The organism is Marinobacter sp. SBS5 (assembly GCF_048285575.1).
Taxonomy (GTDB): Bacteria; Pseudomonadota; Gammaproteobacteria; order Pseudomonadales; family Oleiphilaceae; genus Marinobacter.
On the sequence record NZ_JBLWAZ010000004.1, the window covers coordinates 86,819 to 107,962 of the forward strand.

17 protein-coding genes and 1 pseudogene are annotated in these 21,144 nt (G+C 54.7%); 9 read left to right on the forward strand and 9 right to left on the reverse strand.

Annotated elements, in window-relative coordinates; translation table 11 throughout:
- Window positions 1-218 precede the first annotated feature (218 nt).
- Together ACNQ6O_RS11970 and ACNQ6O_RS11975 are read left to right on the forward strand one after the other, a co-directional pair.
- Complete coding sequence (locus ACNQ6O_RS11970; protein ID WP_418053459.1) at window positions 219-818, forward strand: sigma-70 family RNA polymerase sigma factor; 600 nt, start codon at window positions 219-221, stop codon at window positions 816-818.
- The gene (locus ACNQ6O_RS11975) at window positions 815-1,450 is read left to right on the forward strand and encodes a ChrR family anti-sigma-E factor (RefSeq protein WP_418053460.1); all 636 of its coding nucleotides are present in this window, start codon (window positions 815-817) and stop codon (window positions 1,448-1,450) included. Before ACNQ6O_RS11970 ends, ACNQ6O_RS11975 begins: the two co-directional genes overlap by 4 nt.
- Before the next feature lie 38 nt (window positions 1,451-1,488).
- Here the strand turns inward: ACNQ6O_RS11975 and ACNQ6O_RS11980 are convergent, their stop codons facing one another.
- The 3 genes and pseudogenes from ACNQ6O_RS11980 to ACNQ6O_RS11990 form a co-directional block, all read right to left on the reverse strand.
- Window positions 1,489-2,226 (reverse strand): SDR family NAD(P)-dependent oxidoreductase, encoded by a 738-nt coding sequence (locus ACNQ6O_RS11980; RefSeq protein ID WP_418053461.1) that lies wholly within the window; start codon window positions 2,224-2,226, stop codon window positions 1,489-1,491.
- A gap of 313 nt (window positions 2,227-2,539) precedes the next feature.
- Window positions 2,540-2,671, reverse strand: a pseudogene (locus tag ACNQ6O_RS11985) (helix-turn-helix transcriptional regulator); the annotation flags it as partial.
- Between the two features lie 15 nt (window positions 2,672-2,686).
- Window positions 2,687-3,181 carry a hypothetical protein gene (locus tag ACNQ6O_RS11990; protein ID WP_418053462.1) on the reverse strand — a complete coding sequence of 165 codons (495 nt, stop codon included), beginning with the start codon at window positions 3,179-3,181 and terminating at the stop codon, window positions 2,687-2,689.
- 256 nt (window positions 3,182-3,437) lie between these two features.
- Between ACNQ6O_RS11990 and ACNQ6O_RS11995 the strand changes: the two genes are divergently transcribed.
- From ACNQ6O_RS11995 to ACNQ6O_RS12005, 3 genes are all read left to right on the forward strand, one after another.
- The gene (locus ACNQ6O_RS11995; RefSeq protein ID WP_418053463.1) at window positions 3,438-5,432 is read left to right on the forward strand and encodes a hypothetical protein; all 1,995 of its coding nucleotides are present in this window, start codon (window positions 3,438-3,440) and stop codon (window positions 5,430-5,432) included.
- A 155-nt stretch (window positions 5,433-5,587) separates the two neighbouring features.
- Complete coding sequence (tcdA, locus tag ACNQ6O_RS12000; protein WP_418053464.1) at window positions 5,588-6,394, forward strand: tRNA cyclic N6-threonylcarbamoyladenosine(37) synthase TcdA; 807 nt, start codon at window positions 5,588-5,590, stop codon at window positions 6,392-6,394.
- Between the two features lie 21 nt (window positions 6,395-6,415).
- Complete coding sequence (locus ACNQ6O_RS12005; protein WP_418053465.1) at window positions 6,416-8,263, forward strand: cation:proton antiporter; 1,848 nt, start codon at window positions 6,416-6,418, stop codon at window positions 8,261-8,263.
- Between the two features lie 19 nt (window positions 8,264-8,282).
- On the opposite strand, the gene ACNQ6O_RS12010 is transcribed toward ACNQ6O_RS12005, so the two are convergent.
- The 3 genes from ACNQ6O_RS12010 to ACNQ6O_RS12020 all read right to left on the reverse strand — a co-directional run bounded on the left by ACNQ6O_RS12010 (window position 8,283) and on the right by ACNQ6O_RS12020 (window position 11,385).
- Window positions 8,283-9,263 carry an NADP-dependent oxidoreductase gene (locus ACNQ6O_RS12010; protein WP_418053466.1) on the reverse strand — a complete coding sequence of 327 codons (981 nt, stop codon included), beginning with the start codon at window positions 9,261-9,263 and terminating at the stop codon, window positions 8,283-8,285.
- 132 nt (window positions 9,264-9,395) lie between these two features.
- Window positions 9,396-10,484 (reverse strand): SMP-30/gluconolactonase/LRE family protein, encoded by a 1,089-nt coding sequence (locus ACNQ6O_RS12015; RefSeq protein ID WP_418053467.1) that lies wholly within the window; start codon window positions 10,482-10,484, stop codon window positions 9,396-9,398.
- A gap of 109 nt (window positions 10,485-10,593) precedes the next feature.
- On the reverse strand, window positions 10,594-11,385 hold the full coding sequence (locus ACNQ6O_RS12020; protein WP_418053468.1) for an alpha/beta fold hydrolase: 792 nt from the start codon (window positions 11,383-11,385) through the stop codon (window positions 10,594-10,596).
- 387 nt (window positions 11,386-11,772) lie between these two features.
- Here ACNQ6O_RS12020 and ACNQ6O_RS12025 point away from each other — a divergent pair, with 387 nt between their 5' ends.
- From ACNQ6O_RS12025 to ACNQ6O_RS12035, 3 genes are all read left to right on the forward strand, one after another.
- Window positions 11,773-12,816 carry an AraC family transcriptional regulator gene (locus ACNQ6O_RS12025; protein WP_418053469.1) on the forward strand — a complete coding sequence of 348 codons (1,044 nt, stop codon included), beginning with the start codon at window positions 11,773-11,775 and terminating at the stop codon, window positions 12,814-12,816.
- On the forward strand, window positions 12,813-14,249 hold the full coding sequence (gene cls / locus ACNQ6O_RS12030) for a cardiolipin synthase (protein WP_418053470.1): 1,437 nt from the start codon (window positions 12,813-12,815) through the stop codon (window positions 14,247-14,249). Before ACNQ6O_RS12025 ends, cls begins: the two co-directional genes overlap by 4 nt.
- Before the next feature lie 70 nt (window positions 14,250-14,319).
- Entirely contained in the window at window positions 14,320-14,979 is a 660-nt protein-coding gene (locus ACNQ6O_RS12035; protein WP_418053471.1) for a GntR family transcriptional regulator, read from the forward strand.
- On the opposite strand, the gene ACNQ6O_RS12040 is transcribed toward ACNQ6O_RS12035, so the two are convergent.
- Together ACNQ6O_RS12040 and ACNQ6O_RS12045 are read right to left on the reverse strand one after the other, a co-directional pair.
- Window positions 14,973-17,141 (reverse strand): patatin-like phospholipase family protein, encoded by a 2,169-nt coding sequence (locus ACNQ6O_RS12040; RefSeq protein ID WP_418053843.1) that lies wholly within the window; start codon window positions 17,139-17,141, stop codon window positions 14,973-14,975. The genes ACNQ6O_RS12035 and ACNQ6O_RS12040 overlap by 7 nt on opposite strands.
- Window positions 17,142-17,199: 58 nt before the next feature.
- Window positions 17,200-17,802 carry a hypothetical protein gene (locus ACNQ6O_RS12045; protein ID WP_418053472.1) on the reverse strand — a complete coding sequence of 201 codons (603 nt, stop codon included), beginning with the start codon at window positions 17,800-17,802 and terminating at the stop codon, window positions 17,200-17,202.
- Window positions 17,803-18,042: 240 nt separating this feature from the next.
- Between ACNQ6O_RS12045 and ACNQ6O_RS12050 the strand changes: the two genes are divergently transcribed.
- Window positions 18,043-18,408 (forward strand): hypothetical protein, encoded by a 366-nt coding sequence (locus ACNQ6O_RS12050; RefSeq protein ID WP_418053473.1) that lies wholly within the window; start codon window positions 18,043-18,045, stop codon window positions 18,406-18,408.
- Between the two features lie 6 nt (window positions 18,409-18,414).
- Here the strand turns inward: ACNQ6O_RS12050 and ACNQ6O_RS12055 are convergent, their stop codons facing one another.
- A complete protein-coding gene (locus ACNQ6O_RS12055; protein ID WP_418053474.1) occupies window positions 18,415-21,057 on the reverse strand; it encodes an ATP-binding protein in 2,643 nt (880 codons plus the stop codon).
- Between the last annotated feature and the right edge of the window lie 87 nt (window positions 21,058-21,144).

Consider the following 21,144-nt stretch of genomic DNA (forward strand, 5'->3'; position numbering starts at 1 on the left):
CGAGCTTGTTCGCCAAGAGTAGCTTCAAGTTAACCTGCCAACAATTACTTCCTTGACTTTGAATGGCGACTATCCGGCCAGCTCCCACAAAATTTATGTTCAATTCAGCAATCTGATTCTGTGAGGCCAACGTACATCAAACACTGACAAAAACGTGGTGAGTGCATAGAATCATGACCGTAGCCAAAATAAACCCTGAGACAGCCAAGGAGCGTCCAGTGACGACACTGGGACAGCAATCCGCGAGACGCGAGGGCCGCAAAGACCCTTGGGGCGCTCTATTGGAAAAGGTTGGCAGGCATCAGGATAAAGCTGCTTACCACGCGCTGTTCGAGCACTTCGCACCACAAATCAAGTACTACGCCATCTCCAACGGCATAGCTAGCCACGCCGAAGAGCTCGTGCAAGAAGTCTTTATTGCTATTTGGAGGCGTTCCAGCCTTTACGATTGGCGCAAGGCAGCAGCATCCACCTGGATCTTCACCATTGCTCGTAACCAGCGCATTGATATGCTCCGCAAAATGCAGCGTCGAAGCGCCGAGATAGCGATAGAAACGGAAGATCTCTGGCAGATCCCGGGCGAGCACAACGAAGAACCCGTTACTTCACTGCACCGACTGACGTCAGAACGCCGAATTCGTGAGTCGTTGAGCCTGCTGCCTCAAGAGCAAGTGACGGTGATTGCCAAGGTCTATATGGAGCACAAATCCCACCAAATGGTGGCTGACGAGCTCGACCTGCCCTTGGGCACTGTAAAAAGCCGAGTCCGCCTGGCGTTGAATAAACTGAAAGTGATTTTGCAGGACCAGAACGTATGACTCGACATCATCCGGACAGTCTAAGCCTGATGGAGTACAGCGCAGGCAACCTGAGCGAACCCCATGCCCTGTGCATACGCTTGCATCTGGATCAGTGCGGACATTGCCGCAGCCGGGTCGACACGCTGAACAGTCTGGGTGCTGTGATGATGGAGCAGCAGCCTAACGTCTCCGTCTCGGACACCAGTTTCGAACAGCTTCTGGCACGTCTCGAGGAGACGCCAGAGGCTCGTCCTGAACGGGATACGCCGCGCCTGAGTCCGCTCCAGAAATTACTCGGTGATGATATGAACGACCTGCCTTGGAAACGGCAATTACCGGACGTGAGCGTTGTCGATATCAGCGACAAATTTCCTGGTCAGAAGGAGCGGGTCATTCTCCAGAAGCTGGCAGCGGGCGGCAAGGCTCCGGCCCACACCCATCGCGGCACTGAAACCACGATCGTTCTGCAAGGCGCCTTCTCAGACGCAAAAGGTGTCTTCAACCAGTGGGATTTTGTTGTTCTGACCGACAAAGATGTGCACAAGCCAGTGGCCATTGGCCATGAAGACTGCATCACGCTGTCGATTCTAAGTGCACCATTGAAGCTGACGGGGCCCTTTGGGCGCTTGTTGAACCCTTTTATCCGCTAACTCCTCTTCACTGCAGGCTCAGCCCCAGCCTGCAGGCCTCACCACGGTATATCTCGCCCGTCCCAGCTGATAAACCGCCCATTGTCCGCCTCCGATAAGCCGGCAAGAATCCCATATAGATTCGCCGCTGTTGCGTCAGGCTCATGCACGGTCAGCTTTGCCAGCGACTGACTAAATGGGTCGCTTAGGGCTGAACGAGTGGTGCCCGGATGCAAAGCAACGCACGCTATGGGCGAATATTTCCGGGGCAGTTCGACGGACAGGTTTTTCACCATCATGTTCAAAGCGGCCTTCGAACATCGATAGGCATACCAGCCACCGAGCTGATTATCGTCTATCGACCCCACCTTGGCCGACACGGCTGCCACACAAGCCAATCGCTTACCCCGAAACCAAGGAGACAACGTCTGAACTAACAAACCCAAACCGATACAGTTCACCTGAAACGCCCGGAGCATGCTGGCTTGATCAATATCTTCCACCCGTTTTTCTGGCGAAACGCCCTCATCATGCAGCAATCCCGCGGCATAGATCAGAGTCACGCCGCCTTTCGCCAACTCGAGTTGCTCCCTGACTTCCGGGTGCCCGGTCAAATCCAGTGGCAGCTCCGCCTGCCAATCAAGCACGTGCACTCCGGAATGCTCCCTAAGCGCCTTGCTCACTTTATGAACATCCCGGGCCAACCCTATCAGAGGCTCGTCTGGCCGCTCGGTCAGAAAGCGCTCAGCGAGCGCACTACCAATTGCACCGGAAATCCCGGCAATGACAACGGCCATAGCTCTCACTCCTGAATGAATACCAATCCTGTCTCTGTGTCATACGCACAAATGCTCCCTTCAGGTTGATTTCCAGTGAACCAGTTTATTCAATCACACGTATAACCCCAGACACGGCTTATGGCCGAAAATGACCGATCAATGGCAGTTTGTGACCTTCATTACAACAGCCGGACAGTGAATACTAGCCACGCTGATTAGTGTCTCTGAACTAGTCCAGCCCGACTCTTTAAGAGAGTTGGGTATCTTCTTTTAACCACGCTTTTGCGTGGTTTTTTTTCGCCGGTCACACGGAAGAGAGACAAGGAGAAAATCAGTGCCGAACGAGCAAAGAGACCAACTCTACCTGGCGGCATGTATCTGTTTTTCTGAACATGTTGCTGAGATGGTATTTGACAGTCTCTCGCGACCGGCAAGAACTTTTGGCAATGTCCGCGAGGCTTTTCCCAGCGACAAGCTGCTAGGCAATCTGAGCTTCTGCAGAGGTAAACCCAAACATTTCCTTTAACCGCTTGAGGCTGATTTCAGCTTGGGAAGGATGCTCACTCAGCCTAGTGTGTATGGCAACCGCGCGCTCAACATGCGGAAGCATCGCCTCTATAACTGCGAGTTCACGGTTCTGAAAACTATCTTGGCCTCTTCTACATTGAACGCCGAAGAAACAGACATGGCGCGACTCTACCTCTGAAACAGCGACAACGATCTCGCTAACTCCCGGGCTGGTTTGCCATTGCGGCCCGTCACCGCTCGAAACTGTCAACGTGTCGCTGTAGTAAGCAACGACCGACATCGAAATGTTGGAAACCCAAGATGCGGCCAGTGCCGGTTGTGCCAGAGACTTCACCGCAATAAAAGCGCCACGGCAGTCCAGCACTTGCCCTAAAGCGTGTAGAAATGGCTGAAAACCAGCATCGCTAGAGATTGACTCATAAATCAAGCCAATCAACCCATACAAATCATTCCCTGAACCGCAACGACTCCTGCCCACCCGAATCCCTCGAATTTACGTCATCCTTAGCGACACAAATTAGCTCACACTCTGAACTTATTCAAAACCTCACAATTACACTTCCCATACAAATCACTCCCTATTCCCCCCCAAATGGGTGGCGCCTGCATCCGAACCATCGCCTATACCTTATAGGCCGGATGTTTATGGCGCTCTGGCCTATTCCAGAACTACGGACGACTATTTTCTTGGAGAGATCTTTATGCACAACGTGAAAAAACTGGCACTAGCTTCTGCAATCGCCAGCATGTTCGCAGTAACAGGCTGCAGTAACAGTGGCAGTAGCGGTGGTGACAGCGCTTCTGGAGAGACGGTTTCAGGCAACGCATCCGCCCCTAACGGAACGGTAGCCAAGTTTAATCAGCCCAGCGCAATTGAAATCGCACTTTCTTTTGTTGTCCCTGAGGTTGCAGCAGCAATAACTGGACTGGAACCGATCAAAGGCGCCGGCGTAGAGCTGATCCGTGTCGACGATGATGGCAAACAGGTAGGCGACGTACTCGCCAAAACCAGTACCTCAATCACCGGAGATTACACGTTGACACTGCCTGCCGGTGTCAGCCTGGCCGGCAACCTGATTGTTCGCATATCAGGCCCCAATCAAGAACTCAGGGCTCAGGTAGTCGAGAAGAAAGTGGATATCAGCCCAGTCTCCGAGTTCGTTTTACGCAAGTTCATCGAATCCGGGGCGGAGCTGGATCAACTCGTCGTCTCTGACGTGGTCAAGTTGAACGGCAAAGTCGAGGCGTTCGACCTGACGGCTGGCGCAAATCTGGAACAAATGTTTGATGTACTCGAGCAAGAGGTCGGTGCGTTTGTTGAAACAGAAGTTGCCTCCGTCTCCGCTAACGGCGCGGATGTCAGTGCTATAGCCGGCGACTATAACAACGCGGCATTTGGTTTCCAGCTGCACGATAACGACGACATGAGCAACGGCACCTTTGCCCACGAGATGTGGCTTAGCGACTTTTCGTTCGCTGACGGCAGTGAAGGCACCGTTAACATCACCTATTTATCTGAGAACAGCGTCTGGGCCAACCTTTCGGGAACCGCGATAGAAAACAGCATGGTTGACTATTACGCTGAACTCGACGACGGCGACAGCCAAGAAACGTTTGACGGATCCCTCAACACGCGGGGAATTCTGGCGGTACAGGGTGAGTTTGAAGAAGAGATTGAAGGGGATGAACCATACGGCTGGCGCTCTCCGGCCATGACCTACGTGTTCCAACAGGTCAGTAGTAAGGGCCTGTTCTTTGGCCTCAATCACGAGGCCTCCGTTCGCTACGGCACCATCGACTCAGATAACGATGGCACTTACGATGCTATCGACCCTGACGACAAGCACGGCGATGAGGTGTTCCGAACACTTGAAGTATTCGCGCGAAAGCCAGCTAACCTATCGGACACGGCGATGATAGGCGATTACGGGCGAGTGTACTTTGGCTCTAGTCTCAGTTCCGGGAGTATTGAACTTCTCAGCGCGAACAATACGGTAACCTTTGAATCTGGCTTCAGCGGCACTCTTAGCGCTGGCATAGAGCGTGAAATCATCGTTAACAGCAGTGGCGCAGCCTACTATGGCGACCAGGACACAGCCTCGGAAACGTTCACATTAACGGTGACCGCGGATGGTACGATCACTAATGGGCCCGACGGAGGCGCAATAGGCTTTGTCAGTGAAGATGCGGGGTATGTCGATTTCTCCGAAAGCGCTGGGGAAAACATGGGGGGCTTCGCAGACTTCGACAAAACCATGCTGATCAAACTAGGCGATTCTGCCCCAAGTGTCAGCGGCAAAAAATACCGACTCATGATGGTCAGCTCATACCTTGAGGGCGGCGCATCCTCATCCATCGCCATGTTCGCCAGTCAATTCAACACTTTCATGACGATGGACAGCAATACCGCCGGAAAGCTCAACGGCAACTTCTCTGAGATTAGCAAGGCACAAGGCCTTGGCGCCGACATTGATGCCAAAGTGCATAAAGAAACCGACCTTGCATTTAACGTTGAAATTGGCAGCAATGGCAGCACAACCATCACCATCCCTGACCCTGACGGAGCTACCAAGTTCGAAGGCTTCTTCAACGCAGATGCCAGTTTGGGAATTTTCACTACCGGCTATGTTGCGACTGATGCCATAGACTACGAAGAGCTGGGCTTGGCAGTATTGGTGGATGTAACTCCTAAATAAACACCACGCTTTCCTCTTGAGATCAAAACGGCGAACCTCTTTAAGGGGTTCGCCGTTTTCATTGCTCACACCCAATGGCCCCTGCCACAGCCCCTGCGTTACAATCTCCCCCACTTTGCAGCACAACACGTTCACCCAAACACCACGAGCCCTGAATGAACACTGATTCCCCCCAGCCTGACGATTACAGCTTTCGCTTCGGTGGCATAGAGCGCCTCTATGGTCGAAAAGCGCTGACCGCCTTCAGGAACGCCCACATTGCCATTGTTGGTTTGGGCGGCGTGGGCTCTTGGGCGGCCGAATCTCTGGCTCGAAGCGGCATTGGCACGATCACGCTGATCGATATGGACGACATTTGTGTTTCCAACACCAACCGGCAACTTCACGCTTTACAGGGTCAGTACGGCCAAACCAAAACGGATGCCATGGCGGAGCGGTTGCGGGCGATCAATCCTCAGGCCGATATTCGGGTGCACTTTGGGTTTCTAACCACCAACAACGTGCAAGAACTGATTACCGATGACATCACCGGCGTAGTGGATGCGATCGACAGCGTGAAAGCCAAAGCAGGTCTGATTGCTCACTGTCAGCGCCGTAAGATACCCGTCGTCGTTGCCGGTGGCGCGGGAGGCCAGATGGACCCCACTCAAATTCAGGTGGCGGATCTCAGCAAAACCACCCAAGATCCTTTGCTGGCAAAAGTTCGCAATCTGCTGCGGCGCGAATATAATTTTTCTCGCAATCCGAAGCGCCGTTTTGGCATCGAGGCCGTATACTCATTGGAACAGCTGACCTACCCGGCTCCTGATGGCGAGGTCTGCCACCAGAAACCCGCAACGGAAGGCCCGGTTCGACTTGATTGCGCATCGGGTTTTGGCGCTGCCAGTCCTGTGACAGCAAGCTTCGGTTTTTTTGCAGCCTCCAGATTGCTTAATCGAATTGCTCGCAGAGCCAACTTATAAACTCTTTAATCGGAAGCCCTTATGGCCGTTAGTACAGCTCTGATTCTCGCCGGTATCGGTGTTACCTCTCTGTTTTGCCAATGGTTTGCCTGGCGCATGCGCATGCCAGCAATTCTGTTTCTGTTGGCCGGGGGGATCATCGCAGGGCCGGTATTAGGGTTTCTTCAGCCTGCGGAAGTCTTTGGCGACATTCTGTTTCCCGTCATCTCTCTTGCGGTCGCCATTATTCTGTTCGAAGGCAGCCTGACGCTCCGCTACGAAGAGATCAAAGATCACGGCAAGATGGTCCGAAACCTTGTGCCCGTAGGCTCCATAGTCACCTGCACGATCGGCACTCTGGCCGCGCGCTGGATACTGGAGGTTTCCTGGGAGGTCGCACTCTTGTTCGGGGCCATTTCCGTGGTGACCGGCCCTACTGTCATCGCGCCGCTATTGAGAGCGGTTCGGCCCACGGCCAAGCTCTCCAACATACTGCGCTGGGAAGGCATCATTATTGACCCGGTGGGCGCTCTGCTGGCCGTTCTGGTCTTTGAAGGCATTGTTTCCTGGGGCCAGGGCAATGTCTTCGGCCACTCACTCTATATTTTCGGAAAAACCCTGGTTGTCGGTTTTATCATTGGCGCCGTCGCGGGCTACCTGAACGGTCAGGCCCTAAGAAAACACTGGTTACCCGAGTACCTGCATAATGCGGGCACACTCACGTTCATGCTGGGCGTTTACGCCATTTCTAATGAGATGGCCCACGAGTCCGGACTCCTGACGGTAACCGTTATGGGGATCTGGATGGCCAATATGAAGCGGGTTCCGATCGATAGCATTCTGGAGTTCAAGGAATCCCTGAGCGTTCTATTGATCTCTGCCCTGTTTATCATTCTGGCAGCGCGGGTCGAGTTCTCGGCCATTGTGGATCTGGGCTGGGGGCTGGTGGCCGTTTTGGCCTGCCTGATGTTTATCGCCCGCCCGATCAGCATTTTTCTCTCAGGTATCGGTACCTCGTTGAACATGCGCGAAAAGCTGTATCTGAGCTGGATTGCGCCCCGCGGCATTGTTGCAGCAGCGGTCTCCGCGCTGTTTGCCTTCCAGCTGGAGAGGCTCGGGTATGAAGGGGCAGAGGCTCTGGTGCCACTGGTGTTCATGCTGATCATCACCACCGTAACCTTGCAAAGCCTGACTGCCCGGCCGATGGCAAAGCTTTTGGGCGTGAAAGAGCCGCCAGCACACGGCTTCCTGATCTTGGGAGCCAACCCTATTGCCCGGCTGATTGCTCAATCGCTGAAAAAACACGAGATACCGGTCATGCTCTCAGACACCAACTGGGAAAACGTCCGCCAATCCAGAATGGAAAACCTGCCGGTGTACTTTGGCAACCCGGCTTCTGAACACGCCGCTACCCATATGGATCTGACGGGCATTGGCAACCTGCTGATTTTGTCCCCCTACAAGCAGATGAACAGCTCGGCCACCTATCATTTTATGGATTGGTTCGGTGACAACTCCGTGTTTGGCTTAACCGAAGGCGACCAGGATCAGAAAGCCCGCCTGCAGACAGCGGGCAAGGTGCAGCGCACAAGAGGTGTATTTGATGGCGTAAGCTACGCCAAGCTCGCCAGTTTGGTCAGCCAAGGCTACAGCGTCAAAACGACCCAATTAAGCGACGAGTTCAGCTACGAGGATTTCTTGGGACAATACCAGCAACAGGCTCTGGTGCTGTTCACCATCGACAGCAAAGAGCACATTCACCCGGTGAAAGACATGGACTCCCTGGAACCGGAAGACGACTGGATCTTGATCAGCCTCGTGCCGCCGCAACCTCAGAAAGATCGCGACACGAACGGAAGTCAGGAAGCGGAAGCCACCACAGCCGATTAATGCCTCAGCTCGGGGCGAGCTAGCGGCAATCGAGCACCAGTTTGCCACGAACATGGCCTGCTTCCAGCAGGTCATGTGCTTCACGCACCTGCTCCATCGGAAACACTTTTTCGATGTGCACCCGGACATCGCCGTCTTCGATCAATTCGGCAATCTCTTCGAGATGAAACACGTCAGGGCGAACACGCATACCGTGGGCCCGAACGCCCATCGCTTCCGCGGCACTGACAACCTCATCCGCGGAGACGGTCGGTATGGTGACCAGAACCCCAGATGCTCCCAAGGTGTGAAGGGAACGCATGCCGGCCTCGCCCCCCACCAGATCCAAAACCACGTCCAACCCGAAGCACTCGTCGGCAACGTCCATCGTTTTGTAATCAATGACTTCATGGACACCAAACTCCGCCAAAAAGTCGCGATTCCCTGCAGAAGCCGTGGCAATTACATGAGCGTCCCGAGCCAACGCGAACTGAACGGCAAAGTGGCCAACCCCGCCAGCGCCCGCGTGTATCAGCACCTTTTGGTTGGGCTCTAACCGGGCAATCTCGAATAAACCTTGCCACGCTGTGAGCGCAGCCAAAGGCACGCCCGCTGCGGTCACCAAATCCAATTCCTCCGGGACAATTGCCAGCTCGTCGGCTCGGGCAACGGCATATTGCGCACACGCACCACCGGTCACAGGGAAACCAATCATCCCCATCACCCGATCGCCCTTGGCGAGGGTGGTGACATCCTCGGCTACGGCAACCACCTCACCGGCGGCATCGTAACCCGGCCCCCAGGGCAGATCATTTTCAATTTGGCTCGCTACAAAACCCAAGCCTAAACGCGTTTTCCAGTCGATGGGGTTCAATCCGGCGCCATGAACACGGATCAACACCTCGCCCGCCCCGGGTTCAGGAATCGGCGCATCCACAACTTGCAGCACATCACTGTCACCAAACCGGTCATAAACCACTTGGCGCATAGTCTCGGCTTCCGTTGAATCATTGGGGGCCATGGGGTCTCTCCAGACAGGTTTGGATCAGGTGTCAACAAAGGCAATCGTGTTCAAGTTCAGACTAGCAGACTTTCGACTCTATGCGCTTCCAGCGGTTTCGGTTCGAGCAGTGCTCGGGTCACCGTGGCCAGTTCACTCGGAGTGCTCTCCGATACCGGGAATAGCCTGCATCGATAATTTTCCAATTCGGTCATTGTGCAGTGAGCCGAAGTACAAGACCCCGTCATGAGGATTCACCGAGGTGATTTCCTGCAAGTGGCTGCCCGTTGTATCGTGCAGGCTAACAAGCGCCTTACCCGTGGCATCAAACGCCACCACCAGACCATACTCTTGCGGCTTTGGTTTAAAACTGTCGGGCAGTTTCGCCACCAGGTTCTTCAGCCACGGTTTGGCGTGCATCGCATCCACTCGGGGGTTTCGCAGCGTGGGGAAGGCGACCCAGTAACGGCCTGCGTGATCAATGGCCAGGTTATCCGGGAACCCCGGCAGGTTGTCGGCAAACACTTCGGTACGACCGGCTTTAGGACCCGCAATCCAGTGTTTTAGAATTCGGTACTTCCAGGTTTCGTTGACCAACACGTAATCGCCTTCCGGCGACACAGCAACGCCATTGGGGAAGTGCAGATTCGCCAGCAGTACTTCAGTTTTTCGGGTTTTCGGGTTGTACCGAAGCAGGCGGCCGTGAGGGCGCATTTCCAGCAGGTCGAGCAGATAGTCCTGCTGACCAAAACGAGAGCTGGCATCGGTAAAATAGATTCGGCCATCCGGCGCAACGATCAAATCATCGGTGAAACGAAAAGGTGTCCCAGCGGCTTCTCGGGTGAGTACGGTGATGTCACCTTCCGGTGTAATCGACAGCAAGCCCTTTCCGGAATCAGCAACCAACAGGTTGCCGCGACCGTCCATCACCATCCCAAGCGGTCGGCCTCCGGTTTCCAGCCAGGTATCCACCCGGCCATCGGGGTAAACGCGAATAATTTTGCCATCCTGAGTGCCGGCGTAGAGCGCACCATCAGCACCGACGGTTGTATCCTCCGGGCCATACACCTGCCCCAGCGCTAACAGCTCCGCTTGGCGCAAATACTCATTCGGCGCATAAACACCCGTCATCGGTGGCGGTTTTGGCGCTTCCCAAGCTTTGCTATCCACAGGAGACGGTGCCAACAGAACACCACCGGACATCAGGAACAGCACCAGCAAACCGATTAACAACCACTTCATGATGTACATCCAACCCTTTTTATCATTGTTATTCCTCAGGCGTCTCGGAGACTCATCAGAGCCTCCTTACCTTAGCAAACATTAACGAGTGGCGGGTGAAGGCAGGCGCTCACTGCTCCAGAAATCGTCGACACAAGTTGGCGAAGGTATCTGCTTTTTCCGCATGCAGCCAATGCCCCGTGCCTTCAATAATTTTCAATTCAGCGCTGGGGAACAAGCTCTGGATCGTGTCTTGGTGCTTTTCCTGGATGTAAGCGGAATCGGCGCCTTTGATAAACAGAACGTCGCCTTCGTGCGGGCCCTCGCCCTCGGGAGCGGCCGCAAGGTTGGTATAGCTGGCATCGATCACAGGCAGGTTCAAGCGCCAGCGAAACAGCAGGTTATCCTGGTCGCTCTTGTCTTTGGGAATACGCTCGAGGTTTTTCAGCAGAAACTGTCGCACACCGGGGGTTTCAACATACTCGGCCAGGCGAGCATCCGCCTCAGTTCGCGATTTAACGCCCCGCAGGTCCAAACTTTTCATGCCGTCAAGAATGGCATCGTGGCGTGGCGGGTAGGTAACCGGGGCTATGTCTGCAACGATGGTCGCCTGCACGCGTTCGGGATAGCTCAGAGCGACCTGCATGGCGACTTTACCGCCCATGGAGTGGCCGAGAAGGCGGGCTTTTTCGATGCCTTTGGCATCCATGTAAGCCACTACGTCTGATGCCATCGCCGGATAATTCATCTCTTCCGTGTGAGGAGAACTGCCGTGATTGCGCTGGTCCAGCGCGTGAATTTGCCAGCTGTCTTCAAGACGGCGGGCCACGCCACCCAGGTTTTCCAACGAACCAAACAACCCGTGTAGCAGGATCAACGGTTCGCCTTGCCCGGATATCCGGTGATTCAGTTCAACACTCATAGGGGGCACTCTCCGGCTCAAAGAATGTAGCCGACTACATTACCATCGCCAGATAACGGAGCAAGAGGAAATTTCAGCAAGCAACCGCCCACAAAAAAGCCGGGCATTTAGCCCGGCTATAACCATGTCTTCCGTACGCCTGAATGCTTAGCAGTAATACATTCCGCCAAGGTACTCTGCGAGAGCCATAACGTTTTCACGTTCACTCTGACTGTGCGGTACAAAGATTTCCTGTTCCATGCGACACCTCCACTTTGACCTTTCGGTTACTTCAACCTGATGCCACACATGCTATCGTCTAAACAGTGATTGGCCGTTGACGCGCCGTGCCATTCACTTGACATTTTGTAACACTTCTTACAAAAACCACACATTTCAGGCACTCGCATGACTGACGTCCACTCAGACAATGCACATGTTCCGCAGGTTGCGGCTTCCAGCACGCTCGCGTTGCTGCACTATCTGGACACTCGAGGGCTGCTCAACCGTGCGGAGGTCGAGCGTGAAACTGGCTTGGATCTGGACAAGCTGAAAGACCCCGACCTTCGCATTCCCGCGACCATCCATTACCGTCTTTGGGAGCGGGCCGAAAAGTTAACCGGCAACCCCGCTGTGGGTCTGGATGCTGGCCGTATTATCGATCCCGAACGAATGGGGCTGGTCGGGCACGTATTTTTTAATTGCGACACTTTAGGTGAAGCGGTGATCCAGTACGTTCGCCTGTACCGTTTGATTAACGAGTCGGTCACCCTCAGTTTCGAGCAAACACCGAACCAGGCAATCCTGACCTGGCAACCTGACAACCCTGATTATTACTCTCGCTTGGATATGGACCGCACGCTCGCTGCGGCTATCTGCCGAACCCGGCATTTCATTCACAAAGGCATGGCCGCGGACTGGGTCGAAATCGCCCACCCGGCGCCGACCTATGCAAAGGAATACGAGAAATTGTTCGGCGGTCCCGTCATGTTCGGCTGCGGCATTACTCGCATCGCCTTCTCAAGCGAGCATCTGGACCACGCCATTCCACATCGCAACCCTTACGTGTACTCCGCGGTGTTGAAACAGGTCAACGCCGTGTTGGCCCGGCTTCAAACCCGCCGCTCGTTCAGCCGCAAGGTGCGAAGACTCATCTCCCGGCAGATGGCGACCGACAAAATTGACGCAGATACTTTGGCCCGCCAGTGCCACATGAGCCGACAAACCCTTTATCGCCGATTGAAGAAAGAGGGTTTGAGTTTTCAGGATCTGGTGGAGCAAGTACGCCGTGATAAAGCACTTCGGTATGTGGCCAACGACCAATACGCGCTGGGCGAGATTGCTTTTCTGCTCGGTTTTTCGGAACTTAGTGCCTTCAGCCGGGCCTTTAAACGCTGGACGGGCGTCGCACCGGCCCAATTCCGAGCCGAACACAAGGACAGCAGTTCATGACAGAGGACACCTTTACATTACTGGCGATCCCGCTTGGGCTGCTCTATATCGCGGCCCTGGCCTGTATTTATCGCATTCTACTCACGTACCGCACGACTCAGGGCGCTATCGCCTGGATCACCACGCTGATCGCTTTGCCCTACGTGACCGTGCCTCTGTTCATTCTCTTTGGCCGCTATCGTTTCGGCGGCTACATGAAGGCACGGCGCTCGGGCAACAAAGCCCTCAGCGGCCTTCTCGAAGAGTTCGAGTGCCAAACCACCTCGATACCAGACCCGACTCAACAGGAGTTCGGGGACGAGCTGCAAGTTCTGTGCAAATTAAGCCGCCAACCCTTTACCAGCGGCAACAAAGTGACCCTGCTAAAGGATGGCGAAGCCACCTTCGACGCACTCTTCCAGGCGATGGAGGATGCCAAACACTACATCCTGCTGGAGTTCTACATTGTCCGCTCCGACCGCGTTGGCCAACGCATCAAAGCGATTCTAGAGCGCAAGCTGGCCGAAGGCGTGGAAGTGTGGTTGCTTTACGACGATATCGGCAGCCTTTCGCTGTCTCGCCGCTGGCTCAAGGAGTTGGCCGGTGCAGGGGCCAGCGTTGCCTCCTTCGGCAAAGGCAACATTCGTCGACGTCGCTTTCAGATTAACTTTCGAAATCACCGAAAACTGCTGGTCTGTGATGGCAAGACCGGCTTCGTTGGGGGCATTAACTTAGGCGATGAGTACTTAGGCACCGCCATGGATCAAGAGCCCTGGCGCGACACCCATTGCCGAATCGAAGGGCCGGCCGTGACCGGTTTGCAACTGGCCTGGCTGGAGGACTGGAACTGGGCCAGCGACACCAAACCTGAATTGAATTGGACCCCGAGTTTTACCTTGCCTGGAGAGGACAAGGTTCTGGTGTTGCCAACCGGCCCAGCCGATACTTGGGAAACCTGTGCGTTGTTTTTCCTGAACAGTATCAACAACGCCCGAACCCGTGTCTGGATAGCCTCGCCCTATTTTGTGCCCGATGTTCAGGTCATCAACGCCCTTCAGTTGGCGGCACTGCGCGGGGTTGATGTTCGCATACTGATTCCCGAAAAGTCCGACAGTCTACTCATCCGGGTCGCAGCGTATTCTTATCTCATTCAGGCCCGCCAGGCCGGCATCGGAATCTATCGGTACCAGCCCGGCTTCATGCATCAAAAGGTGGTTTTGGTGGATGATCGCTATGCTTCGATTGGTACCGCGAATCTCGATAACCGCTCCATGCGCCTGAACTTTGAAATTATGGCCATCAATACCAGCCCTCAATTCGTTCAAGAAGTGGAGGCTATGCTGGAAGACGACCTGAGGCATTGTAGGCTGATGACCGAAAGCGATTACGAGGATCGCTCATTGCTGTTCCGCTTATGGTGCCGCACCGTTCGCCTTCTCGCTCCGCTCCTTTGAACTGGTTCTCAGTTAGGGCTTGTGCGAATATGACGTTCTCGAAAACAGTCGAAGTAGCCGCTGATCCTACATGAACGCATTCAAGCCGAAAGAAACTCTGACCGAACAAGTTGCGCGCCACGTTGAGAACCTGATTGCCTTCGGGCAACTCCGCTCCGGCGAACGGATTTACGAAAGTGCCATGGCCAAAGAGCTGAACGTCAGCCTCGGTTCCGTACGTGAAGGCCTACTGTTACTCGAAAAGCGGCATCTGGTGAAGAACGTTCCGCGCAAAGGCGCATTCGTAACCACACTAGATGAGCATTTCGTGCACAGTTTGTATGAAACGCTCGAGCTTTACCTGACCCATACCGGTCGGAAACTGGTCCGGCAGTGGCAGCCCGAGGACATGGAACGACTGGAATCACTGCGCGAAAAGATGCAGCGTTGCTACGAACAAAACGACTTGTTGGCGTTTCTGGAATTAGGGATCGAGTACACGCAGGCATCGCTGGTTTACGCGGACAACTACTTCATTGTTTCTGCAATCGACAATTTATGGCCATCAGCCAAACGGTGCGCTTTCGCGGCTTTCCGTCAGGGCGGCAAACAAGTCCTCGAGGACAACCTGGCGCATATGGAGCAGTCCATACAAGCCATTAAAGCCCGCGATGAGCAGGCCCTGGCAGAGATTCTGCACCGGTATGCTCTGCAACAATGCCAGCAAGTGCTGACGGCCATAGCTCAGTAAAACAGTTGGGTAAACGAGAAACCGATATTCATGTAGGCAGTCCAATCGTCTTCGTTGTTGTAGGCGACAGAAAACTGGACCGGCCCAACAAAGGTATCGACGCCTGCAAATAGGCTCCACGAACGCACTAAATTGTTCCAACGTGCATCGTCGATGCTGTCCCATGCATTCCCCGTTTCAAACCCGACGCCCGCAAACCAAGGCATGAACGGGCCACCAAACTCCCTTCGAGCATAGGCTGAGGCCAATGCGGTATCATTGCCACTCAGTTCGCCAGCAGCATAGGCCGATAGCCTCCTGAACCCGCCCAAACGGGCTGCGTTCTCAATACCCGACTCGCCACTCACGACTTGCTCGGTGAACAACAGGCCGGTGATGTTGAAACGCTGCCAACTGGTGGTTCCCAGTATCATGCCGGTCACTGAGTCAAAATCCCGATCTGAACCTAATTCAGGCCGTTCGAAACGGGCGCGAATCCCCGCAAAAGCACCAGATTTCGGGTAAAAAGAATCACTGAGCGAGTCGTGCACCAACTGCACTTTAGCGTAGCCTTGGTGAATCCGGCCTGATGGCGCCACTTTTTCACCCACCGAATCCTCCACTCTCGCAGAGCCTCGAACATAACCGACACGAATTTCGCCGTCGCCGCCCAGCTCCATGCCTATTGCGGCATCTACCTGCGTCCGGGTGACATCAATCTCAGAAATACGGGTACCATTCTCGTAGACACTGTACTCATCCCGGTCGTGTTCTAAACCGATCACCGCAAATCGTTCGTAACCAAAGTCCAGCGGCTGATACCACTGGGTGCGAACCCACGGCTCTGTACCCAGCTGCACGCCGGTATGCCATTCCGCCCCCAGACTATTGAGTTCGGTCATCCGAAGCCCCGACGCGAGGTTAAACTGCGTTCCGCCGTTGAAATTGTCTTCGTAGCTCAGGCCAAAAGAAAGGTAGTTCGGGCCCCAGCGTTTTTCGCGAGCCTGAATATCCAGTATTGGGCCCTGTTCCGAGGGCCGCAAAGACCAGGACACGGTTTCGTAATACCCCAGCCCATAGATACGTTTCAGATCAGACTCGAGTTGCTCGATATCCAGAGGCTCACCCACTTTCTGACGTATCCGCTCTTTGAGGAATTCCGTCGATAATCTGCGCCCGGCTTTGAACTCAATTCGTGCCACCCGCCCGACAGACACTGCGCGCTGTTCCAAACCAGCACGAAAAGCCTGCCACTCCTCCGCCGGCACGGTTAGGCGATTAAGCTCCACTGCATGCTCCCTAGCGGCGGTAGCCCCCAATTCAAAAAGCACCGGGCCATCATAAAAATCCGCAGAGCCGTACCCCTCCAGCTTGGGCCGGATAAGTACGTCGTTATCCGTTATCAAGGCGAGCTGATCTTCAGTATTCCGGCGGGTTAGCAACGTTGTTAGCTGGCCAACGACGGAAAATGCTTCTTTTATTTCATCGGTCTTCAGCAACGGGTCGGTGATGTCCACCGCGATAATAATATCGGCCCCCATATCCCGGGCTACGCTGACGGGCAAATTGTTGGCCACACCACCATCCACCAATAAACGGCCGCCACGTTCAACCGGCGCGTAAACGCCGGGAATGCTCATGCTGGCGCGTATGGCTTCCGCCAGATTGCCACTACCAATGACCACCTCTACCCCGGTTTCCAGATCAGTCGCTATCGCACGGAACGGAATGGGGAGTTGATCAAAATCGTCCACCAACGCAGCATTTCTGGTGAGTTCATTAAGAATCAGACCGAGATTTTGGCCGGTGACCAAGCCCCCACCGACATGGATGCCCTCGGTGTCGACTCCGATTCCCGGCGAAATGGGTAAGCGCCAATCCGATTGTTTACGACGAACTGGTTTGTAGGCACGCCCCGGGTCATCCCTGAAACTGGCTAGCCAATCCAGATCAATGAAACGCTGTTCAATTTCATCAACCGACATGCCAGAAGCGTACAAGGCTGCCACCGCAGAGCCGGCGCTGGTACCAACGACCATATCCACCGGCACCTGCATTTCTTCCAGGACCCGGAGCACCCCAACATGGGCCATGCCTTTGGCGCCACCACCGCTCAGCACCAGCCCCACTTTCGGGCGGTTTTCCTGTGCAACACCCAGCACTGGCAGCGCCGAAAACACCATCACGACAGCGAACAGAACGAGCGTTCTTGATGAAAGGTTCAAAATAGGTCAGTTCGAATTAGCTGGATTTGTCATCGTCGGCCAACGATATATGGGAGGTATCCGGAACGATGGGTGGTGGCGTTTCCCGTTTAACGCCAAGATCGGAGCCCGGCGGCGCTATACTCCACTCATCCAGATGCTCAAACATCGGGGCTTCAACTTCCTGAGGCTGAACCAGAGTTACCCCGACCGGATCGAGGCTCAGGCCCGAGCCAGCCAAAATTTCATCCACTTTTTCACCGGCTACTGGTAAACGGTCACCCGGCTCCACTTCTGGCGTTTTACCTGAAGTAGCTTTTGGAATCGGAGTTTTATCTTCTTGAGCAGAAGGTGTGCCTTCAGCGTTTTCCTTCGTCACAACCTGGCGGGGCGGGGCTGACGTCTGTCGGCCTGCCTCGGCCATTGGCTGCACATACACCACCATGCCATGCTTCTTGAGTACCGCTTGGTATTTCTCGGCTTGCTCCTGATCCAGCTTGTTACGGATCACCACCGCCTGACCACTGAACATGCGGTCCAGTTGTTCAACACTGGCTTTGAACAAAGCTTGGGCGTTGGCACGGGCGGTATTCAGATCAGTGCCTGAAGTACATTCGCCCTTGAATACGAGCTGGAACATGACGTTACCTCATTTTTCTTTTCAGGGTGCTCGGTTTCATCATAGCTGAAAACACTGCTGCAGGAGACTCACGGTGTTCAGTGAACTCTCTTAGCAAACTCTGATTGTGTCAGCATTGCAAACAATTGAAAAATCCCACGGCTTCATGCAGCAAAAGCCGGCACTCTCTGCAATAATTAATTGTAACCAAAACTTACACTTGGTTACGGCATTGCATCCATTGTCTGACGAGATACGCCTATGCGGATTCGAAACTTTGTCTTGTCTTGGGCGCTGTTGACCGGCGCAACGACCACCCATGTACAAGCAGAGAATCTGGACCTTCTCATGCAGCAAGTGTTTCCAAAAGCGGAAGCAACCTACATCGGCTTTGAAAGCGTTGAGCGAGAAGACATCCCCGCAACCGCTGGCGTTGACCGAAAATACCTTGTGGTGGATTTCCGTCTTAAAGGACCGACGCCATCGAAACCGCAACTCCAAGCCAAGGTTCACAAGGTGTGCACGACCTTGTTTCAGGATCAGCAGCTGATGCAATCGCTCACCGACTCCGGGTACGACATGGTGTCTGTGGCCTTCGATCGTCAGTCGCAGTTCGATTGCCTGTAAGCCGCCTCAGCCTTGCCCAAGTAGACGGGGAAAGGTCTCCAGCGCGGTATTCACTGCATCCAAATTAAACGCTTCCACGTCTGCCAACAATTTCTCACCGTAACGGGTAACCGACAGCGAACGGTGACGCTGCCCCCAATCGATAATTCTCAGGGCAAAGTCTTTCATTTGTTCCGGATCGCCGCTCTCCCGAACGTCTTGCCACTCATCGCCAAAGTCTCGTGCGAGGCTTTCCCGTAACCAACCACGCTCCTGCATGCTCATGGTCTGGGCCAACAAACGCTCGGACTCTTCCGGCGTACCCTCGTCTTCGGCTTCTTCCCCGGTGGCTTCAACCTTGGGCAAAACGATGGTAAACGTCGAACCGACTCCGGCCTCACTTTCGAGCGTCAGCTCGCCCCCCATCATTTCCACCAGCTTACGACTGATGGCGAGCCCCAGGCCGGTACCGCCGTAGCGTCTGGAGCTTTGGCCTTCGTGTTGTTCGAAAGCATCAAAAATTCGGCCCTGCTGATCCGGAGCAATGCCAATGCCGGTATCCGTTACAGTCACCACCATCCGGTAGTATCGAGCGTCAGCCTCGCTGTCGTCGGGCTCTTCCAATAACTCGGCCACCACTCGGACCGTCACTTCGCCCTCGTGAGTGAACTTAATCGCATTACCAACCAGGTTAAACAACACCTGCCGCAACCGCGTTTCATCAAGCATCATCGCAGATGGCAAACCAGCACCCACACTGACTTCCAGCGCAATGCCCTGTTCCGTTGCCCGCAGATCAAAAATATGACGTACATCGCTCAGTAATCGGCGCACGGAGACCGGAGCAAAATCCAGACGCATTTTGCCAGCCTCAATCCTCGACAGGTCCAGAATGTCATTGATCAACATCAGCAAGCTGCGGCTACCGGCACGGATTGCGTTCAGATAATTCCGCTGCTGCGGATCGGTCACCGAGTTATACAGCAAGTCACTGTAGCCGATCACCGCGTTCATCGGTGTTCGGATTTCATGGGACATGTTCGCGAGGAATTCACTTTTCGCACGGTTGGCCATTTCCGCCTCCCGCGCCAACCGTTCGGCTTCAAGCTTGGCGGCTCGCAGCTCGTCCTCGCTCCGTCGCAGTGCGTTCTCAGACCGTATGCGTTCATCCACTTCCAGGGATAACTTTCGGTTCCAGTACAGGAATATCAGTACCACGACGACGGCGATCAGAATGATGCGCCGAACCACCGTGTAATCCGTCTCTTGCTCGATATCCAGGTGGATCCAGCGATTGTAGACTGCCTCGCCCTCAGACTCAGGCAGGCTGCCCAATGCCTTGTTAAGAATCCGGTGCAACTCCGGGTTGGTCTTGCGCACCGCTAAACGTAAATCGTACTGATACGGTGTGATACTCGTGATCCTGAGGTTCGACAGCCCCAATCGTGCAACCGTATAGCTGACTGCCGGGATGTGCGTCACCATCACATCAAGATCGCCGTTGGACAACGCCAGCAAGCCATCGGCCACAGTGGCCTGAGGATAGAGATCAAGATCCGGGTGGTTAATCAGCAAATAATCGTGGCTGGCCTGACGATTTACAACGCCAACCTTCTCGTCGCGCAATTCCCGCAGGTCTCCAATAAAACGGCCGCTGTCCCGTATCGCCAAAGCGATGGGCACCGTCACGTAAGCACGGGTGAACAGAAATTCCTGTTCGGTTCGGGGAGTCCGCGACATACCTGGCAGAATATCCACCGTGCCGGCCTTCAACGCCTCTTCGGCGGAGGCCCGGGTATCCATGATTTGTTTATCGAAACGAATGCCCAAATTTTCTTCCAACCTGCTCAGCAAATCCGCAATCAGCCCGGCCGGCCGGCCATCCTGTTCAAATTCGAAAGGAGGCCAATCCCTACGCAGCCCGACCTTCAGGCCCTGATTTTTCTCGAGCCACCCCTTCTCCGCCGCAGTCAGCGCAACGCCGCGACCTTCCAACATCGGGACATCGCCTTGCAACCAAGCCTGCCGGATTTCCCGATGCTCGTTGTGGCTAATGGATACAACCGCTCGATCAGCGACTCGAAATAATTGATGTTTCTCGGTTGGCACTTGAAGCACCACATCCACCGGCCGGTTGTCCAACAGGACCGCCAATCCGATGCCGTTGACCATCGTCGATTCCAGGTAGTCAGAGACCACGGGGACCGGTGCCAAGAAGGCATCTGCGCTACCGGCCAACACCTGACTGATGGCTTCTCCTAAATTATCGACCGGCACCGGCGTGAAGTTGTTGACGGGGTCAAGCAGGGGGAATTGGTTCGGGTCGTCCCCGATGATGGCGACATTAGCCGACTCCAAATCCGCCAAGGTACGGAAACCGGCATCCCCGGCGTTTACAAAGACACCGTAGGTGAGACTCATGATCGGAGTAGTGTGCCGCAACCCCGGTATTACGGGCGCGCCGGGAACACGAGTTGTGAGCACCAGATCGGCAGGCTGCTCCTGCTCATCCAGCATGAACGGTTCGACAGGGAGGTCGAGTTTTCGGGAAAGAAGATCGAGATAGTCCGCCAGCAACCCCACCAACTGCCCATTTCCACTGTCAAAAATCAGTGGCATCTGGGTTTGTCGAACGCCGACTCTGATGGTGTCGAGTTCCTCCAGCCACATCAAATCCTCGAGGCCCAATACGGGAGCTGGTGATTCTTGTGGCGGGTCCGCTTGCGCAGCTGCGGTCGAAAAGCTTACCAACAGAAA

Bases quoted from the DNA above. Each gene is read 5' to 3' on its own strand.
- ACNQ6O_RS12005 (WP_418053465.1), top strand. From the start codon at position 6,416: ATGGCCGTTAGTACAGCTCTGATTCTCGCCGGTATCGGTGTTACCTCT.
- ACNQ6O_RS12015 (WP_418053467.1), bottom strand. From the start codon at position 10,484: ATGAAGTGGTTGTTAATCGGTTTGCTGGTGCTGTTCCTGATGTCCGGT.
- ACNQ6O_RS12035 (WP_418053471.1), top strand. From the start codon at position 14,320: ATGAACGCATTCAAGCCGAAAGAAACTCTGACCGAACAAGTTGCGCGC.
- ACNQ6O_RS11975 (WP_418053460.1), top strand. From the start codon at position 815: ATGACTCGACATCATCCGGACAGTCTAAGCCTGATGGAGTACAGCGCA.
- cls (WP_418053470.1), top strand. From the start codon at position 12,813: ATGACAGAGGACACCTTTACATTACTGGCGATCCCGCTTGGGCTGCTC.
- ACNQ6O_RS12055 (WP_418053474.1), bottom strand. From the start codon at position 21,057: ATGTGGCTGGAGGAACTCGACACCATCAGAGTCGGCGTTCGACAAACC.
- ACNQ6O_RS12050 (WP_418053473.1), top strand. From the start codon at position 18,043: ATGCGGATTCGAAACTTTGTCTTGTCTTGGGCGCTGTTGACCGGCGCA.
- ACNQ6O_RS12020 (WP_418053468.1), bottom strand. From the start codon at position 11,385: ATGAGTGTTGAACTGAATCACCGGATATCCGGGCAAGGCGAACCGTTG.
- ACNQ6O_RS12045 (WP_418053472.1), bottom strand. From the start codon at position 17,802: ATGTTCCAGCTCGTATTCAAGGGCGAATGTACTTCAGGCACTGATCTG.
- ACNQ6O_RS12025 (WP_418053469.1), top strand. From the start codon at position 11,773: ATGACTGACGTCCACTCAGACAATGCACATGTTCCGCAGGTTGCGGCT.
- ACNQ6O_RS12040 (WP_418053843.1), bottom strand. From the start codon at position 17,141: ATGGTGTTTTCGGCGCTGCCAGTGCTGGGTGTTGCACAGGAAAACCGC.
- tcdA (WP_418053464.1), top strand. From the start codon at position 5,588: ATGAACACTGATTCCCCCCAGCCTGACGATTACAGCTTTCGCTTCGGT.
- ACNQ6O_RS11980 (WP_418053461.1), bottom strand. From the start codon at position 2,226: ATGGCCGTTGTCATTGCCGGGATTTCCGGTGCAATTGGTAGTGCGCTC.
- ACNQ6O_RS11995 (WP_418053463.1), top strand. From the start codon at position 3,438: ATGCACAACGTGAAAAAACTGGCACTAGCTTCTGCAATCGCCAGCATG.
- ACNQ6O_RS12010 (WP_418053466.1), bottom strand. From the start codon at position 9,263: ATGGCCCCCAATGATTCAACGGAAGCCGAGACTATGCGCCAAGTGGTT.